The 14,571-nt window shown below is 62.3% G+C and carries 12 protein-coding genes and 2 pseudogenes; 11 read left to right on the top strand and 3 right to left on the bottom strand.

The features are described 5' to 3' along the window. Positions 1-124: 124 nt before the first annotated feature. Positions 125-801 (bottom strand): annotated as a pseudogene (locus tag NKI46_RS30160) (MIP family channel protein). A gap of 318 nt (positions 802-1,119) precedes the next feature. Here NKI46_RS30160 and NKI46_RS30155 point away from each other — a divergent pair. The 7 genes and pseudogenes from NKI46_RS30155 (at position 1,120) to NKI46_RS30125 (ending at position 7,038) form a co-directional block, all read left to right on the top strand. Then, positions 1,120-2,409: an RsmB/NOP family class I SAM-dependent RNA methyltransferase gene (locus NKI46_RS30155; protein WP_352461178.1), complete on the top strand. Its 1,290-nt coding sequence runs from the start codon at positions 1,120-1,122 to the stop codon at positions 2,407-2,409. 71 nt (positions 2,410-2,480) lie between these two features. Beyond that, positions 2,481-2,933, top strand: coding sequence for a TspO/MBR family protein (locus NKI46_RS30150; RefSeq protein WP_023738282.1), 453 nt, complete (start codon positions 2,481-2,483; stop codon positions 2,931-2,933). 84 nt (positions 2,934-3,017) lie between these two features. After that, a complete protein-coding gene (locus tag NKI46_RS30145; RefSeq protein WP_023701303.1) occupies positions 3,018-3,476 on the top strand; it encodes a PaaI family thioesterase in 459 nt (152 codons plus the stop codon). Continuing rightward, a complete protein-coding gene (locus NKI46_RS30140; protein ID WP_023745697.1) occupies positions 3,476-4,141 on the top strand; it encodes a 5'-methylthioadenosine/S-adenosylhomocysteine nucleosidase in 666 nt (221 codons plus the stop codon). Before NKI46_RS30145 ends, NKI46_RS30140 begins: the two co-directional genes overlap by 1 nt. Before the next feature lie 55 nt (positions 4,142-4,196). Further along, complete coding sequence (gene guaA, locus NKI46_RS30135) at positions 4,197-5,759, top strand: glutamine-hydrolyzing GMP synthase (RefSeq protein ID WP_023738283.1); 1,563 nt, start codon at positions 4,197-4,199, stop codon at positions 5,757-5,759. Positions 5,760-5,983: 224 nt separating this feature from the next. Further along, positions 5,984-6,300 (top strand): annotated as a pseudogene (locus NKI46_RS30130) (Arm DNA-binding domain-containing protein); the annotation flags it as partial. Between the two features lie 189 nt (positions 6,301-6,489). Next, positions 6,490-7,038 (top strand): hypothetical protein, encoded by a 549-nt coding sequence (locus tag NKI46_RS30125; RefSeq protein WP_023738284.1) that lies wholly within the window; start codon positions 6,490-6,492, stop codon positions 7,036-7,038. A gap of 172 nt (positions 7,039-7,210) precedes the next feature. Here NKI46_RS30125 and NKI46_RS31000 read toward each other — a convergent pair whose 3' ends face one another. After that, on the bottom strand, positions 7,211-7,741 hold the full coding sequence (locus NKI46_RS31000) for an SDR family oxidoreductase (protein ID WP_502896853.1): 531 nt from the start codon (positions 7,739-7,741) through the stop codon (positions 7,211-7,213). 51 nt (positions 7,742-7,792) lie between these two features. Continuing rightward, positions 7,793-9,139 carry a family 1 glycosylhydrolase gene (locus NKI46_RS30110; protein WP_023738285.1) on the bottom strand — a complete coding sequence of 449 codons (1,347 nt, stop codon included), beginning with the start codon at positions 9,137-9,139 and terminating at the stop codon, positions 7,793-7,795. Between the two features lie 712 nt (positions 9,140-9,851). Between NKI46_RS30110 and NKI46_RS30105 the strand changes: the two genes are divergently transcribed. From NKI46_RS30105 to NKI46_RS30090, 4 genes are all read left to right on the top strand, one after another. Then, positions 9,852-11,066, top strand: coding sequence for an ROK family transcriptional regulator (locus NKI46_RS30105; protein WP_023738286.1), 1,215 nt, complete (start codon positions 9,852-9,854; stop codon positions 11,064-11,066). Then, positions 11,063-12,316 (top strand): M20 family metallopeptidase, encoded by a 1,254-nt coding sequence (locus NKI46_RS30100; RefSeq protein ID WP_352749519.1) that lies wholly within the window; start codon positions 11,063-11,065, stop codon positions 12,314-12,316. The genes NKI46_RS30105 and NKI46_RS30100 overlap by 4 nt, the downstream gene beginning before the upstream one ends. Positions 12,317-12,347: 31 nt before the next feature. Further along, positions 12,348-13,409 carry a substrate-binding domain-containing protein gene (locus NKI46_RS30095; protein ID WP_031253326.1) on the top strand — a complete coding sequence of 354 codons (1,062 nt, stop codon included), beginning with the start codon at positions 12,348-12,350 and terminating at the stop codon, positions 13,407-13,409. A gap of 67 nt (positions 13,410-13,476) precedes the next feature. Next, a complete protein-coding gene (locus tag NKI46_RS30090; RefSeq protein WP_023729114.1) occupies positions 13,477-14,538 on the top strand; it encodes a substrate-binding domain-containing protein in 1,062 nt (353 codons plus the stop codon). Positions 14,539-14,571: the final 33 nt, after the last annotated feature.

Here is a 14,571-nt window from a genome sequence, read left to right as displayed (position 1 = left end):
TTACCCTCCCCCTTGTGGGGAGGGTCGCTGCGAAGCAGCGGGGTGGGGGTGCGGCACCGGGCCCCCCCCCCCCCCGGGGGGGGGGCCCCCCCCCCCCCCCCCTTCGTTTTCGCAGGCTTCGAAATCAGTCCTTTTCGAAGATGCGTGCCTTGGCGACGACGCCAGCGATTGCGCCGCCGATCAGCGGCGCAACGATGAACAGCCAGAGCTGGCTGAGGGCTGCGCCGCCGGTAAACAGCGCCGGGCCGATCGAACGCGCCGGATTGAGCGAGGTGCCGGTCACTGGGATCATTGCGAAGTGCAGTCCGGCCAGCGTCAGGCCGATGACCAGGCCGGCGAACGCCGTCGAGTGCTTCTCGGCTGTGACGCCGAGGATGACGGTGACGAAGGTGAAGGTGCCGATCAGCTCCCACAGGAAGGCCGAACTCGTCCCCCATTTCGCCACGTCCCAGCCATTGGCGCCGAAACCGGTGGTGTGCCCGCCGGTCTGGCCGGAGACGATGATCCACAGCGCCAGCGAGGCCAGAATGGCGCCGATGATCTGCGCGATCCAGTAAGGAATGACATCCTTGGCCGGCAGCCGGCCGGCAAGGAAGACGCCGAGCGTGACGGCCGGGTTGAGATGTGCCCTGAGATGGGACCCACCGCGTAAGCCGCCGCAATCAGGCCGATGCCGAACGCCAGGCCGATGGCTTCCTGGCCCAGCGGCAAGTCGGCGAGAAAGCCACCCGTCGCCACCGACGCCGTGCCGATAAACACCAATAGAAATGTCCCTAGAACTTCCGCAAGATACGTTTTCATTGCCCTCTCCTCGTATCGATCCGTCGGTCCGCTTTTCCGCGCCGCGAATCATGGCGCAAAGAGTATTCCCAACGCAAAAGCTTGGAAAGCAGAGCAATTGCGCCACAGATCGTGCTTACGGCGGCCAGTTACCAACATTAGAGACCTTGCATATATTTGAGATTTGTTATCGCCGGCGGGCGGACATTTGCCGGCGGGGAAATTGTCGGCCGCGAGCGGAAGGCCTCGTCGCCGCGAAATTCAAGCGGGGTTCAATCTCGACGCGAAACGCTCTAAGAGCAGGCCGAAAGATACTGTGCTCGATAGATGGAATGACGAATGCGACTGGGCGGACGGCTGGCGGCAGCCATTGAAGTGCTGGACGACATTGGCCGGCGCCACCGGCCGGTGGCCGATGCGCTGAAAGATTGGGGCCTGTCGCATCGCTTTGCGGGCGGCGGCGACCGCGCGGCGATCGGCAACATCGTCTACGACGCGCTGCGCCACAAACGTTCCGCCGGCTGGCTTTTGGGTGAAGACACGCCCCGCGCCATCGGCTTCGGCGCGCTGCTCATCGAATGGGGCCAGACGCCGCAATCGCTTAACGATGCGCTCCAGGGTGACAAGTTCGCGCCGCCGCTGCTCAGCGCCGCCGAGTTGCAGGCGCTGGCCGAGCGCCGGCCTGAAGACGCGCCGGAGGCGGTGCGGGCGGACATACCTGACTGGTGCGCGCCGTTGTTCGAACGAGCCTTTGGCACAGACTGGGTTGCGGAAGGTGCTGCCCTGGCGACCCGCCCGCCGCTCGACATCAGGGTCAATACGCTGCAGTCCGACCGCGCCAAAGTGCTGGCGGAACTCGCCGAAACCGGCGCCAAGGCAGCCGCTATCGCGCCACAAGGCATTCGCATCCCGCCCATCGACGGCGACGGCAGGCACCCGAACGTACAGGCCGAGCCGGCCTTCCAGAAAGGCTGGTTCGAGGTCCAGGACGAAGGCTCGCAGATCGTTGCCGCCCTTGCCGGCGCGCAAGCCGGGATGCAGGTGCTCGATTTCTGCGCCGGCGCCGGCGGCAAGACGCTGGCGCTGTCGGCGGCGATGGCCAACAAAGGCCAGGTCTTCGCCCATGATGCCGAAAAGGCGCGGCTGGCGCCGATCTTCGACCGCATCCGCCGTTCGGAAAACCGCAACGTCCAGGTCGTCACCAAGCCGGCCGAGCTCAGCCCCCTCGCAGGCCACATGGACATCGTGCTGGTGGATGCGCCCTGCACCGGCAGCGGCACCTGGCGGCGCCGTCCCGACGCCAAATGGCGGCTGACGCAGAGACAGCTCGATGCCCGCAAGGGCGAGCAGTCGGCGATCCTCGACGCGGCCAAGGCCTATGTCAAACCCGGCGGCCTGCTGGTCTACATCACCTGTTCGGTGTTCGACGAGGAGAATGGCGAGCAGATCGCCGCCTTTCGCGAGCGCCACAAGGGCTTTGTCCCGGTCGATCATCGCGCGCTCTGGGATATCAGCTTCCCCGGTCACGCAGCGGCCGCCCGGATCGGCAAGACAAGCGACATCTCGCTGTCGCCGGCGCTGAGCGGCACCGACGGGTTCTATTTCTGTGCGCTGCGTGGGGCGAATTGACGCTGCGATTGACAGCTGACATAGCGCCAGTTGCAGATGCGCGGCGTCGGCCGCCAGACGGGGTAGAATTCTTGCAAAGATATGTGTCGCTTCTGCTTTTCCTCATTCTGGTGCTCGGCGGAGGCCTGCTGATCGGCTATGCGACGTTGCCGGGTGAATGGTATGCCTCGCTCGCCAAGCCGCCCTTCAACCCGCCCAACTGGGTCTTCGCGCCGGCCTGGACGCTCCTCTATGTGCTGATCGCCGTAGCCGGCTGGCGGACATGGGAGCGGGAACGAGCAGGCGCCGCGATGAAGATCTGGGCCCTCCAGCTTGTTCTGAACTTCGCGTGGTCGCCGACTTTCTTCGGCGCCAAACAGATGGGGCCGGCACTGGTCGTGATCCTGGCTCTTCTCGCCAGCATTGCGCTGTTCATAGCCACGGTGTGGAACCGCCATCGGGTTTCCGGCTGGCTGTTTGCGCCCTATGCCGCGTGGGTAGCCTTCGCCACCTTGCTCAACGCGTCGCTGCTCCTGTTGAACTGAGTGCTTTGCTGCAGTGCAGCAAAAGCATTTGCGTGGCGTTCAGGCGTCTGCGATAAGCTTTGCAGGTAAATCAGGGCGATGGCCATGGCAGCAAAGATCGTACCCGCACCCGATTATGAGGACCGCGTCAGGGCGTCGTTCGCCCGCCAGCAGGCGATGGCGACCATCGGCGCCGAGCTGACGCTTGTGACGCCGGGCATCATCGAGATCGAAATGCCCTATTCCCAGGCACTGACCCAGCAGCACGGTTTCCTGCATGCCGGGGTGATTTCGACGGCGCTGGATTCGGCCTGCGGCTATGCCGCATTTTCGCTGATGCCGGAAAATTCCGGTGTGCTGACCATTGAGTTCAAGGTCAACCTCCTGGCGCCCGGCCGGGGCGAACGCTTCCTGTTCCGCGGCTCGGTGACCAAACCCGGCCGCACCATCATTGTCGCCGATGGCCAAGCGTACGCCTTTGCCGCCGATGGCGAGGCCAAGCTGATCGCGACCATGACCGGCACGATGATGACGGTGGTTGGCCGTGACGGGATAGCAGGCTGATGGCCAAAATTACGCGAATTGGTGGCAAGGACGTCCTCTTCGTCATGGCGGCGCAGGCCGAGTACGGTCCGCATCTGCAAAAACTGTTCACGCCGCTGATGACGGGCGTCGGCCCGGTAGAGGCAGGTGTGCGGCTCGGCGCCGAACTGTCATGGCTGAAATCCGAGAAGGCGTTGCCCGATCTCGTCGTCTCGCTCGGCTCCGCCGGCAGCCGCACACTGGAGCAGACGGAAATCTACCAGGCGGTCTCGGTCAGCTATCGCGACATCGACGCTTCGCCGCTAGGCTTCGAAAAAGGCGCGACGCCGTTCCTCGACCTGCCGGTGACCGTCCCGCTATCATTCAGGATACCGGGCATTAAAGAAGCCAGCCTGTCGACCGGCGGCGCCATCATCACCGGCGCCGCCTACGACGCCATCGCCGCCGATATGGTCGACATGGAAACCTTCGCCTGCCTGCGCGCCTGCCAGTTGTTCGATGTCCCGCTTATCGGCCTGCGCGGCATTTCAGACGGTGCAGCCGATCTGCGCCACGTTGGCGACTGGACCGAATATCTGCATGTCATCGACGAGAAGCTGGCGGATGCGGTCGCTCGGCTCGAACAGGCCATCGGCTCCGGCACGCTACACAAGGAGCAGCCTGGGCAAGAGTCGGCGCCGCTCTGAAAGTCGGGTTGCGCACCCCATTGCGCCGACTCGTTTCTTTCTCTAAAGGCTCGCCATGACGACAGCCAATCATCCCGATACAGTCCTGATTGTCGATTTCGGCAGCCAGTTTACGCAACTCATCGCCCGCCGCATCCGCGAGGCTGGCGTGTTTTCCGAGATCGTGCCGTTCCAATCGGCCGAAGCTGCCTTCAAGCGCATCAATCCGAAAGCCGTGATCCTGTCGGGCGGTCCCGCCTCGACATCGGACATCGGCAGCCCGCGCGCGCCGCAGATCGTCTTCGATGCCGGCGTACCTGTGCTCGGTATCTGCTATGGCCAGATGGCCATGTGCGTGCAGATGGGCGGCGTCGCCGAAAGCTCGAACCATCGCGAATTCGGCCGCGCCTTCGTCGAGATCGAAAAGGACAGCCCGCTGTTCGAGGGCCTGTGGGCGCCAGGCCAGCGCCACCAGGTGTGGATGAGCCATGGCGACCGCGTCATCTCGCTGCCCAAGGGGTTCGAAGTCTTCGGCAAGTCGGAAGGCTCGCCCTTCGCCATCTTCGGCAATGTCGCGCGCAAGATGTACGGCATCATGTTCCACCCGGAAGTTGTGCATACGCCGGATGGCGCCAGGCTGCTGAGAAACTTCGTGCACAACATCGCCGGCATCGAAGGCGACTGGACGATGCGCGCCTATCGCGAGCATGCGGTCGAGACAATTCGCAAACAGGTCGGCAAGGGCAAGGTGATCTGCGCGCTGTCGGGCGGCGTGGATTCATCGGTCGCTGCCTTGCTGATCCACGAAGCGGTAGGCGACCAGCTGACCTGCATTCTTGTCGACCATGGCCTTATGCGCAAGGACGAGGCCGCCGGCGTGGTGGCGATGTTCCGCCAGCACTATAATCTGCCGCTGATCCTTGTCGACGCGTCGGAAAAATTCATCTCCGCGCTGGAAGGCGAGTCCGACCCCGAGACGAAGCGCAAGACCATCGGCCGGCTGTTCATCGAGGTGTTCGAGGAAGAGGCCAAGAAACTCGGCGGCGCCGATTTCCTGGCGCAAGGCACGCTCTATCCCGACGTCATCGAGAGCGTCTCCTTCACCGGCGGCCCGTCGGTGACCATCAAGTCGCACCACAATGTCGGCGGCCTGCCGGCGCGCATGAACATGCAGCTGGTCGAGCCGCTGCGCGAACTGTTCAAGGACGAGGTGAGGGCACTGGGCAAGGAACTCGGCCTGCCCGAAAGTTTTATTGGCCGCCATCCGTTCCCCGGACCAGGCCTTGCCATCCGCTGCCCCGGCGGTATCACCCGCGAAAAGCTCGAAATCCTGCGCGAGGCCGACGCCATCTATCTCGACGAGATCCGAAAGGCCGGCCTCTACGACGCCATCTGGCAGGCTTTCGCCGTGCTGCTTCCGGTGCAGACCGTCGGTGTGATGGGCGACGGCCGCACCTACGAATTCGTCTGCGCCCTGCGCGCCGTGACGTCCGTCGACGGCATGACCGCCGACTTCTACCACTACGACATGGCTTTCCTCGGCGCGGCGGCCACCCGCATCATCAACGAAGTCCGCGGCATCAACCGCGTCGTCTACGACGTGACGTCAAAGCCGCCAGGCACCATCGAGTGGGAGTGATTCAGGCCCACTCAAACGCCGCCGAAAACACGCCATTGTACGCCATAACTATTTGACAACACATATAAACCCATTCGGCGACAATCGGTGCGCAGAGATTGGATTGACGGACCGGCTGACGGACCTTCCGCATATTGCTAGCTCAGATTTTTCGAAGTGCCGTCAGATCCAATGAGGCTCTGACGGTACTTTTTTATGCCTTAAGGAATTGAAGATAAAACAAAATTTCTGCCGAAGAGCCTCGAAATTGTACTGACGGTACTTTTCAGACGGATGCCGCCCTTAAGGCACTGAAACCAAAAGAGAAAATCTATAAGATTGCAGACCGTGACGGCATGTATGTCCGCGCGATGCCCAGTGGTGCGATCTGGTTCGGCTGGACTACAGGCTCAACGGACGCCAGGAGACGGTCTATCTAGGCAGGTATGGGCGGGGCGGAATCTCACTTACCCTTGCCCGAGAGAAGTGTCTCGACGCGAAGCGCGCTATTGTCGAGGGACGATCGCCGGCGATCGAGAAACAGCGCGACAAGCGCCGAGTTGTGACCCCGGTCTCCGGCCGACTTCAGCGCCGAAATGGCTACCAAACCAAAGCGATGCCCGGGCCTTCAAGGCCTCTTCTTAATCCGGCCAAGCCGGCCCGGAGCGCCGCATTCACTCACATCCCTTGCACCTGAGTGCAGAGCTGCTGCATCGAAGCCATTTGAGCAGCCGAGTTCGCGCCCGAACCCGTGCTGGTGCTGGCGGTCGTATCGCCAGCTGTATTCGAGGATCCCGACGTGCCGGTGGTTGTACCCGAACCAGTGCTGTTGCTGGCCGTGGTGTTACTGCCGGTCGAACCAGAGCTGCCTGAAGTGCCGGTGGCTGTGCCAGAGCCGGTGCCGACACTCGCCGTTGTATCACTGCCGGTCGAAGCCGAGCTACCTGACGTGCCGGTCATTGTGCCAGAGCCAGTGCCGTTACTGGCCGTCATTCTCGAGCAGTCGGAGCGAACCTGTGCCTGCTGTTCAGAGCTCAGGGACGACCAGTTCTTGCGGATCTCATCCTGCGACAGAAGTCTTCCCGAATTGGCGTCGCTGAAGAATGAGCCCGAGAGCTTGCTGTCCCAGCCGCTCGGGATACCGCTTTGGCCTGAGCCGGACGTAGAACTCATACCCGACCCGGCCGATGAGCCGGACGTTCCGTTCGTGCCGCTGGATGTTCCCGACGACTGCGCCAAGGCCGCGGTGGCGAGACAGAGAGAGATCGCTGTAGCTGTCAAAATCTTACGTTTCATGTGAGTCTCCTTTGGGGTTCGACGCCGTTGCGGCGTCGAACCCTAATCTCGAGGAAAGGCACTTGTTCCTGTATAGAGTGGAATTCGATGTCATGATCCTTGTGCACCAGCCTTGGTCTCGAATGCGATGCCGGAGCGCTTCAACGACGACTGACGCCTCAGGCGAGAGCTGTCCGCTACTGGGTGTTAGAGGCGATATGCGGAACGCTTCCCGAATAGTTGGGTGCCACCATCGGGTAATTGCGAGGCAGGTTCCATTTGGTTCGGTAATCGTCCGGATTCATGCCCAGTCGGCCAAGGTGCGAACTGCGTCGGGTCTCGGTTAGAGACAGGAGGGTGGCCTTTGCCGCGGCGTATAGCTCGACATGCGGAGCTCGTCTCGACCGCGCACACTCAATATGTGTTACGATGACGCCGCCAGATGTCATATGAGCGAATGCCTTTCCGGCGAAATAAATTGCTCCCAGCAGGTCGACGCTCAGCACCTTCAGCCAGCCCGCTCTAGTGAATGCCTCAATGGGTTTAAAGATTATCAGGCCGGCGCGCTGTTGACGATTATTACCAACCTGCCGAACGCGTGAGCGCAAGTCGACAGCACCGTGATAGCGGCCTCCCCCGGCGCGCCCCTTGTCGAACCGATGCGCGCCTTCTCGACCTTGCCTCCACCCACGTCGGCTCACCCGTGCACCTTCGGTGCCCAACCGCATGGCGATGGCCAGTCCAATGCCGCTTGCAGCACCGGTTGCAATGCAGTCTTGTTATCCAGGCGCATCGGGTTCGACCTCTTTCTGGGGAGCAGCAAGTGGTTCAGTCCAGCCTTCAGCGACCCGATCCACGCTGAGCAGGCTGCGCGCATAATCCTGTTGCGCGCGAACAATGGCATCATCCTGCTGTGAGGGAAGAAAGACCGGCAAAGCAAGGCAGACACTTTGTGTGGCCAACAGCTTATTCCAGTTCGCGATCAGCGCCTTGAAAGCGCGCCCCACCGCCCTCGGATTTCGGTCGAGGTCATAGAGGCCGAGCGGATTGATCCGTCCGTTGTTCTCCCGAAGCGCACTGTCCCAGTCCACCTGATCCGTCAGCGAGTACCAGGTGAAGCCTACGATGGGGATGCCATCGTTGCGGATCCGCAGCACGTTGGCCCACTCTTTCCACAGCCAATAGACGGCTTCGTCTCCATTGGGGCCTTCGCTGATGTTGGTCTCCGTATGCATTACGGGAAGCCGGTAGCGGTTGAAGTACTGCCGCGTGATCTCGTCATAGCCAAACACCTCGCCGGACCCGGACGTCGTTCCGTCTGCCCAAACCCGATGTTCGTTGGTCTGGTAATAGTCGGTGCCCATCACGCAATGCCTGCGCAGATGGCTCTCCAGGAAGAAACTGTATTCTTCGGCCGTCATCCCGTTTTCGAGAAGATAGCGATAGGTGTGCGCGTCGACGTCATGACCGTAGTTGAGATCAAGCGACAGGAAACGCTCGCTGTTGAACCGTTCCGCTCTGCCGACCGCCTCGGGAGAATCGGCGTGGAAGTATTCCGAGGATTCGCTCTGTATGAAGATGGCGTCCGGCCGCACCTCGAGGATCGCCCGCATGGCAAGCACGTTCGCCTTCACGATGTGCTTGAGGGCGGTGACGAAAGCAGTGTCGCTGCTCAGTTGTTCGTTCCACCATCCCCAGCGAGCCGAAAAGGTGGCGCAGATGAACATCTCATTTATTGGGGTGAAGAGCTGGATCCACGGATAGCGCATCGCGAAATCCCTGGCGTAGTGCTCGAATAGTGTCGGAAAGTCCGGGTTCTGGAAGTTGCCAACCCAGTCCGGCACGCCAAAATGGCAAAGGTCGACGATCGGAAGAATGTCTTTCGCCTTCAGGTCCGCGAAGGTCTCATCGGCGAATGCCCAATCATAACGTCCATCACCCAGCCACGTTTTGTGGATGGGAGGTCCGTAGCGGAGGAAATGCACCCCGAGATCCTGGACCAGTTCGAAGTCGGTGCGCCATCGTTCGTAGAAGCGGCATTTTTCCATTTCGTCGACGCGCTCCCGGCCTTGTCGAATGGTGGGGGTGCTGTTCTCGATGCCGGTGGCAAACATGAACGTGAACATTGATGGTCCTTAGCCAAGGCGGAGATGCCCGCGCTTGGTCAAACGTTCAGTGCTCAACGCAGTTCCTGCAAGACTGCTTGTCAAGTTCGGTAGGCGCCTGACAACCACGTGCCTGAAATTGGCGGAATTCTATCCCACGGTTCAAGCGAGCAGCTTGCGCCGAACATGGTCGGACTATGCTGGACGGAGATGTCGGCTTCGGGCCAGACCAGTTGGCGTCAAACGCGCCTTTGCAAGTGAAAGCGGTATGGTAGCTATCCACGTTTGCAAACTGCAAGCGGACGTTCCGCTGCCGGCCCCATTTGAGCCATTCACTGGGAGGCAGACCCGCGGTACATCACCAATATTCTCGAAGCCAGTAGTTAGTCTCGTTCATCGTCCTTTGGTTCGACAGACCCATACGAGAGAATACGAGAGATATGGACCGGCGAACCATCCGCTGTATTGATCTCCTGTAGAAAACAGTGACCCTCAGACACTAGCATGATCGTTATTCGTCAATGGCTACGAAGCTGTTCGCCAAATTGATTCAAGAAGCTGATCCAGCCATTCGCTGACCGCATTTATCTTCTGCCGAACAACAGCAACGCGCCTGAATCCTGCCTTCGGATCAATGTTCGCGTACGCAAAAACGGCCGCTCGCGAACATACATTGACAGGTCCAGTTCCGAATAATAAGTTCGGTCATAGAACGAATTAACCGGAGTTCAATGTGACTGACCTGCCGCGCATATCCCGTCAGTTCTCACAGCGCTCCGTGATGGAAGCGATCGTCCAGGGCGGGCCGATCTCCCGCGCCTCGATCGCCAAGCTGACGGGCCTGTCGAAGCAGACCATCTCCGAAATCATGCGCGGGCTCGAGCAGGAGGGCTGGGTCCAGGAAACCGGCCGCACCAGCGGCCATGTCGGGCGCACCGCCGTCACCTACGAACTGGTCCACGACGCAGCCTATATCATCGCCGTCGACCTTGGCGGTACCAAGGTGCGGGTCGCGCTGACCGACCTTGCCTGCCAGATCTTTGCCGAAGCCGCCACACCGACCGATCCGCGCGGCGGCCAGTTCGTCGTCGATCAGATTGCAGCGCTGGCCTTCGATGCCGCGGCCAGACAGCACGTCGCGCGCAAGAAGATACGCCTGGCCGTCATCGGCGCGCCTGGCGCTCCTGACCCGGCCACCGGCCGCATTCTAATGGCGCCGAACATTGCCGGCTTCGACACAATGAATGTGCTGGATGCCTTCGAAGAAGCGCTCGGCGTCGCGGTGATGATCGAGAACGACGTCAATCTCGCGGTGCTTGGCGAGAACTGGCTCGGCCAAGGCCAGGGCATCGACAATCTCGCCTACATCGCGCTCGGCACCGGCATCGGCAGCGGGCTGATGCTGGGCGGCCATCTGGTGCGGGGTGCTGGGCACGCCGCCGGCGAGATCGGTTTTATGCCGATCGGCGCCGATCCCTTCGCCGAGGAATCACTGCGCACCGGCGCATTCGAACGCGCGGTGGCCACCCACGCCATGACCGATCGCTACCACGCCCTCACCGGCAGGCAGGTCTCGGTGCCGGCAATATTCGAGAATGCCGCGCTTGGCGACAAGGACGCGCTCGCCGTGCTCGACGAAACTGCCCGCCATCTGGCGCAAGGCGTTGCGGCAATCGCGGCAATTGCCAATCCAGAAAAGTTTATCCTCGGCGGCTCGATTGGGTTGCGGCCCGAAATCCTGTCCAGGGTGCAGGCGCTTCTGCCGCTATGCTTCCCCTATCCAGTCAGGGTCGAGGCGAGCGAACTCGGCGCACGCGCAGCCCTCATCGGCGCGGCGGCAATCGGCCTTGGCCAGTTGCACAACACGCTGTTCGGCGTCGACGCGCCTGATGGCCGGATTTCGCTGCCGCCTGCCCAGGCCGCCGCGCTGAAGGAGGCCGCGATATGACTCACGATATTACCGCCCGCCTACAGGCAGCGCTCGACCGTGACGACGCACTAACGCTGTTTCGCGGCGCCATTGACCGCGAGAGCATCACCGGCAACGAAGCCAACTTCGTCGACTTCCTCGAAGCCAGGATGCGCGACCTTGACCTCAGCGGCCTGACCAGGACGGAATTCCTTCCTGGGCGGCCCAACATCTGGGGCGAGCGCAAGGGGGCCGACCAGGGAAAGCGCCTGCTGTTCATCGGCCATACCGACACCGTCCATGTCGACGGCTGGCGCGAGCATTGGGCAGGCACCGAGCGTGAGGATCCGTTCGCCGCCCCGATCATTGATGGTGCTGTCTGGGGCCGCGGCTCAGGCGACCTCAAGGCCGGCATCACTGCTTCGCTGGCTGCACTCGCGCTGCTCGAAAAGGCAGGCGTTCGCCTCAAGGGCGACGTCGCCTTCGCTTTCGTCGGCGACGAGGAGAGCGGCCAGCCCGGCACCGGCATTTCCGCCGGGATCAAGCACTTCGTCGGACGCATCGAGGCCGGCGAGATCACAGCACCCGATTTCACCATCTATGTCGAGCCGACCCGCCTGGCCGTCTATGCGGCGCAGATCGGCTTCTTCATCACCGATATCTCGATTACCGGCAAATCCGCCTATTTCGGTGTGCCAGAACTCGGCAAGGATGCGCTCCGTGCAAGCCATGCCGCGATGACGGCGCTTTGGAAGCATTCGGATGAGGTCGCCGCGCGCGTCGAGCACAAACTGGTCGGGCGCGGCTTCCTGCTTATCACCGGGCTTGCCGGCGGCGGCTACATTGCCGTTCCCGAGCGCTGCACGCTCTCGCTGATCCGCAAGCTGTTGCCTGGCGAGGACCTCGACACCGCCGCCGCCGAGATCGAGGCTGCCGTGCGCGGCGCGATCGCCGATCCGGATATTTCGGTAGAGTTCGCCTACCCCGCCGGCCGCGACCACAGGCTGGGCGGCACCGCTGCCGAGATCGGCGAAACGCGGGCGGAAGTCGCCATGCTGTCCGACGCGATGGCCGGCGCAATGAGCGGACGCGGCGTCATCGAGGGCGCACCGTTCTGGTCGGAGTCCCCCTTCATCATCAATCAGCTCGGTATTCCTGCCGTCTATTGCGCGCCCGGCGACATCAGGAATTGCCACACATTCGAGGAGCACGTCGATGTCGAGGAATATTTTGCCGGCATAGTCGGCTTCGCCGCCTTCATGGCCCGCTATTGCGGCGTGGCCGACTGAACCACCAACGAAGCAAAATGGGAGAACTGACATGCCGATGAAGACACTGATCGCCGCCGCCTTTGCCGGCGGATTGATGCTTGCCGCCAACCCAGCTTTCGCACAGACGGTCGGCCCGCAGGGCGAGAGCGCCACGCCGAGCGCCGACGTGATCCTAAGCGATGCCGACATCGCCGCGCTCAAGGACAAGGGCTACAAGGCTGCCTTGCTCTGGCACACCTCGTCCGATTTCACCAATGCGGTAACCGCCGGCGCCACCTACGAATTCGCCCGCGCCGGCATCACCATTGCGGTCAAAACGGATGCCCAGTTCGACTCCGCCCGCCAGCGCAGCGACATCGAGACGGCGTTGGCCGCCAAGCCCAACGTCATCTTGGCGCTGCCGCTCGACCCGGTCACCTCGGCAGAAGCCTTCCGCCAGGCGGTCAAGGACGGCACCAAGTTGGTGTTCCTGTCCAACTTGCCCAAGGGCTACAAGCAGGGCACCGATTACGCTTCGATCGTGACTGACGATCTATTCCAGATGGGCAAGCAGGCTGCGGACGCGATGGCCAAGGCGATCGGCGGCAAGGGCAAGGTCGGCTACATTTTCCACGACGCTGCCTACTACGTCACCAACCAGCGCGACCAAGCCTTCAAGACCACCATCGAGAAGGTGTATCCCGACATCAAGATCGTCGCCGAACAGGGCATATCCGACCCGGCCCGCGCCGAGGAACTGGCCAACGCGATGCTTTTGCAGCATCCCGATCTCGACGGCATCTACGTGACCTGGGCCGAGCCGGCCGACGGCGTGCTGTCGGCGCTACGCGGCGCCGGCAACGCCAGGACCAAGATCGTCACGCTCGACCTCGCCGAGCCGGTCGCGCTCGACATGGTCAAGGGCGGCAATGTCGCAGCCCTCGTCGCCGACAAGGCCTATGAACTCGGCCGCGCCATGGCTGCTTCCGGCATGAAGTCGCTGCTTGGCCAGCCGACCCCGGCCTTCGTCGTCGCCCCGGCCCTGACCGTCACCAAGGAGAATGTCGCGCAGGGCTGGAAGGACTCGCTCAACCGCGACGCGCCGCAGCCGGTGCTCGACGCGGCGAAGTAAGGCTCTCGCTCCGGCGCGGCCCGCCGCACCGGAGCTTTCTTCGACACAACAAAAAGGGAACCGGGACATGCGCAAAGCATCTGTAATCATAACGACAGTGGCGAGCCTGCTAGCCATGCACGCCTTCGCCGCCGAAGGCGTCACCACAGGACCGAATGGTGAAAAGCCGGTGCCGGCGAGCAGTCTTACGCTGACGCCAGCCGAAGAGCAGCAGATCAAGGACGGCAAGTTCACCGCCGCCCTCGTCTGGCACGAGATGAGCGAATACACCAACGCCGTCAACGCCGGCGCCCATGACGAATTCAAGCGCCTCGGCATCGAGGTGGTGGCGCAGACCGATGCCGGTTTCGACGCCGCGCGACAGAAGGCCGATATCGAGACGGTGATGGCCAAAAAGCCGTCGATCATCCTGTCGCTTCCCGTCGATCCGGCGACCGCAGCTTCGGTCTACGATCCGGCACGCCAGGCCGGCGTCAAGCTCGGCTTCGTTGACAATTCCCCGGCCGGCTACAAGCAGGGCAGGGACTATGTCACCATCGTCTCCGACGATCTCTTTCAGATGGGCAACAAGGCCGGCATCGCCATGGCCGAGGCGCTCGGCAAGAAAGGCAAGATCGGCTACATCTTCCACGATGCCGACTTCTACGTCACCAACCAGCGCGACCAGGCCTTCAAGAAGACCATCGAGCAGGACTATCCCGATATGAAGATCGAGGCCGAGGCCGGCATGGCCGACCCGGCGCGCAGCGAAGACATCGCCCAGGCGATGATCACCCAGCATCCGGACCTGGACGGCATCTATGTCACCTGGGCCGAACCGGCGCTGAGCGTGCTTTCGGCCTTGCGCGGTGCCGGCAACACGCACACCAAGATTGTCACGCTCGACCTCAATGAGCCTGCCGCGCTCGACATGGTCAAGGGCGGCAACATCGCGGCCCTCGTCGCCGACGAGGCCTACAGCATTGGCGTGACGCTGGCGCGCGCCTCGGCAGGTTCTCTGGTCGGCAAGAAGGCCGAACCATTCTATGCCGTAGATTCCATCGCCGTCACCAAGGACACGGTGAAGGACGGTTGGAAGAAGTCCCTCAACAGGGACGTACCGGCGGCTATCGCGGACGCGGTGAAATAGGCTCGAGGCGAAGCGCTCACCACCGGAGGAATA

It is taken from the genome of Mesorhizobium sp. M0615, assembly GCF_040320805.1.
GTDB lineage: Bacteria > Pseudomonadota > Alphaproteobacteria > Rhizobiales > Rhizobiaceae > Mesorhizobium.
Note: the sequence above shows the minus strand (reverse complement) of the source record. Positions and strands in the feature narration are given on the sequence as shown.

Bases quoted from the DNA above. Each gene is read 5' to 3' on its own strand.
- NKI46_RS30155 (WP_352461178.1), top strand. From the start codon at position 1,120: ATGCGACTGGGCGGACGGCTGGCGGCAGCCATTGAAGTGCTGGACGAC.
- NKI46_RS30145 (WP_023701303.1), top strand. From the start codon at position 3,018: ATGGCAGCAAAGATCGTACCCGCACCCGATTATGAGGACCGCGTCAGG.
- NKI46_RS30140 (WP_023745697.1), top strand. From the start codon at position 3,476: ATGGCCAAAATTACGCGAATTGGTGGCAAGGACGTCCTCTTCGTCATG.
- guaA (WP_023738283.1), top strand. From the start codon at position 4,197: ATGACGACAGCCAATCATCCCGATACAGTCCTGATTGTCGATTTCGGC.
- NKI46_RS31000 (WP_502896853.1), bottom strand. From the start codon at position 7,741: ATGCGGTTGGGCACCGAAGGTGCACGGGTGAGCCGACGTGGGTGGAGG.
- NKI46_RS30110 (WP_023738285.1), bottom strand. From the start codon at position 9,139: ATGTTCACGTTCATGTTTGCCACCGGCATCGAGAACAGCACCCCCACC.
- NKI46_RS30100 (WP_352749519.1), top strand. From the start codon at position 11,063: ATGACTCACGATATTACCGCCCGCCTACAGGCAGCGCTCGACCGTGAC.
- NKI46_RS30095 (WP_031253326.1), top strand. From the start codon at position 12,348: ATGCCGATGAAGACACTGATCGCCGCCGCCTTTGCCGGCGGATTGATG.
- NKI46_RS30090 (WP_023729114.1), top strand. From the start codon at position 13,477: ATGCGCAAAGCATCTGTAATCATAACGACAGTGGCGAGCCTGCTAGCC.